Origin of the sequence: Noviherbaspirillum denitrificans (genome assembly GCF_002211445.1) — a bacterium.
Classification (GTDB): domain Bacteria; phylum Pseudomonadota; class Gammaproteobacteria; order Burkholderiales; family Burkholderiaceae_D; genus Noviherbaspirillum; species Noviherbaspirillum denitrificans.
On the sequence record NZ_LSTO01000001.1, the window covers coordinates 871,762 to 874,312 of the forward strand.

Consider the following 2,551-nt stretch of genomic DNA (forward strand, 5'->3'; position numbering starts at 1 on the left):
CCTTCCAGCTCGCGAGCGAACTGAAGGCGTTGATGAACCACGACAGCGCCTCCTGCACATGCCCGAACGCCGAGCTGATCTGCATCAGCCCGCCCAGCGTGATCGCTCCCGAAAAATAGCGCGGCGCGCCAACCAGGAAAGGAAAGATGACCGCGAACTGTGCATAAAAATTGGACGCCACATTCAATCGCTTGGTGGTGCGCATGATGTCCCACCAGTTGCGGCGAATACGCTCGAAGCGACTATCCAACTGCGTCTGTTCCTGCGGCTCGCCACGATACAGCGCAACTGCTTCCGCATATTCCCGGATACGCACCAGCCCGAAACGGAAATCGGCCTCATAGCGCTGCTGGTTGAAATTCTGGTGCACGAGCGGCTTGCCGATGAACCACACCATGACCGAACCAGTCAGCGCGTAGGCCACAGCGAACCACACCATGTAGCCGGGAATCGTGATTTCCTGCGCTCCAATCATGAACGACAGCGGTCCGCTGACCGACCACAGGATCCCGACAAAGGACACCAGCGTCACGACCGCCGACAGCAAGCCGAGCGACAACGTCAGCGTACCGCTCGTCAGGAAGTTCAAGTCCTCCGCAATACGCTGGTCGGGGTTGTCCGCGCTACGCGTCTGCTCGATGCGGTAATACGCCTGGTTGGCGAGCCACTCATCGAGATACTGGCGCGTCATCCACGCCCGCCAGCGCATTTCCAGCGCTTGAGTCAAGTAGACGCGATAAATCGCCACGGCGATATAAGTGAAGGCGAGGTAGGAGAAGCGCCAGAGCTGCTCCTTGAAAACCTCGTAATCCTTGTTCTCCAGCGCGTTGTAGAAATCCCTGTTCCACGCGTTGAAGAGCACATCGAGATACACCATGCCCAGCGCCAGCGCGACCACTGCGGCCAGCAACCCGCGTGCGCGCCATTTTTCTTCGGAACTCCAGTACGGTTTGACGAGATGCCACACTGCGCGCCAATCCATGCGCGGCTGAACTTTGACGGTCATAGGTAAAACGTTTGATGGGAAAATTCCTGCGGCGCCCATCAATGGCACCGCAGGACGAAATGCAGGATCAGTCGACTTTCGCGCCCGAATCCTTGACGACCTTGGACCATTTCCGGGTCTCGGCCTGGATATGCGCAGCGAATTGCTCGGGCGTGTTCCCGACGGGATCCGCGCCCTGCGCCACCAGCTTTTCCTTCACCGCGGGACTGGCCAGCGCCTTGGCGATTTCCTGCTGCAGCTTGTTGACGATATCGGGAGGTGTGCCTGCGGGCGCGAGAATGCCGAACCACGAGCTCGCTTCGAAACCGGTCAAGTCACCACCGGTCTGCGCGATTGGTGGGACATCAGGTAGTGCAGGCGAAGGCTTCGCACTCGTGACACCAAGCGCCTTCAACCGCCCTGCCTTGATATATGGCATCGCCGAAGGCAGGTTGTCGAACATCAGGTCAGCCTGCCCGCCGAGCAAGTCGGTGATGGCCGGCGCCGATCCGCGATACGGGATGTGCACCATGAACGTCCTGGTCTGTGTCTTGAACAATTCCCCGGCAAGGTGGATCGACGTGCCGTTACCGCTCGATGCCATGTTCAGGCGCCCCGGATGACCCTTCAGATAATTGATGAAGCTCGTTACGTCGATGATCTTGTTCTTCTCCGCAAATGCCGCATTCAGGACAAGCACGTTCGGCACGGAAGCTACCAGTGTGACCGGTGCGAAATCCTTGATCGGGTCGAAGGCAAGTTTCGAATATAGCGACTGGTTGATCGCATGGGTGCCGACCGTCCCCATCAGAAGCGTGTATCCATCGGCCGGCGACTTGGCCACGACTTCCGACCCGATGTTCCCACCGGCACCCGGACGGTTATCAATGATGACGGCTTGGCCCCATGCCTTTTGCAACTCACCTCCCACCGCGCGTGCGAGGATATCGGTCGTCCCGCCCGGTGGAAACGGCACAATCAGTTTGATCGGTTTGGTCGGATATGCCTGCCCGAAGGCGGCACTGCTACCGATTACAGCGGCTGCGGCGGCAACAATGGATAACCAGTGTTTCAACTTCATCGCGTCTCCTCCTTGTCATGGTAGTTTGTCCGGAGCATTGCCTACCCGCTTGCCGGGGTTCAAGCGTTCCAGCGCAAGCAAGGCGGCAGATTGATCCGCATTTGGCACTGCATTCAGGATACTGTGATATGTCTGCGTGATGAGTTCCGCCACTGGCAGAGTAACGCCGGCAGCACTTGCTGCGAAGAGCACATTGTCGAGGTCCTTCGCCTGGCTCTTCACCTGCCCGCCGGGGAGGAAATTCCGATCCAGCATGCGTTGCCCGTGCACCTCGAGGATTCGGCTTTCGGCAAACCCGCCGCGCAGGGCCGTCCGCACCGCTGCAGGATCAGCACCGCCCGCCTGGGCCAGCATCAAGGCTTCCGCGACGATGCACAGAGTGCCGCCGACAATGAGTTGGTTGCACAGTTTTGCAACTTGTCCGCTACCGGCAGGTCCCACCAGCGTGGGCCGCCCCATGATCTTCCATACAGGTTCGGCGCGCG

At 59.4% G+C, this 2,551-nt stretch carries 3 protein-coding genes; all 3 read right to left on the reverse strand.

Translation table 11 applies throughout. The features are described 5' to 3' along the window. A partial coding sequence (locus AYR66_RS04405) for an ABC transporter ATP-binding protein/permease (protein WP_141104158.1) occupies nucleotides 1-1,006 on the reverse strand: 1,006 nt, incomplete at its 3' end. A 67-nt stretch (nucleotides 1,007-1,073) separates the two neighbouring features. Next, on the reverse strand, nucleotides 1,074-2,066 hold the full coding sequence (locus tag AYR66_RS04410; protein ID WP_088706513.1) for a tripartite tricarboxylate transporter substrate binding protein: 993 nt from the start codon (nucleotides 2,064-2,066) through the stop codon (nucleotides 1,074-1,076). A gap of 15 nt (nucleotides 2,067-2,081) precedes the next feature. Continuing rightward, nucleotides 2,082-2,551 (reverse strand): NAD(P)-dependent oxidoreductase (locus tag AYR66_RS04415; RefSeq protein WP_141104159.1); only part of this gene is annotated, 470 nt, incomplete at its 5' end.

What these genes read in the sequence shown, in the direction of transcription:
- AYR66_RS04410 (WP_088706513.1), bottom strand. Translation starts at nt 2,066, where the DNA reads ATGAAGTTGAAACACTGGTTATCCATTGTTGCCGCCGCAGCCGCTGTA.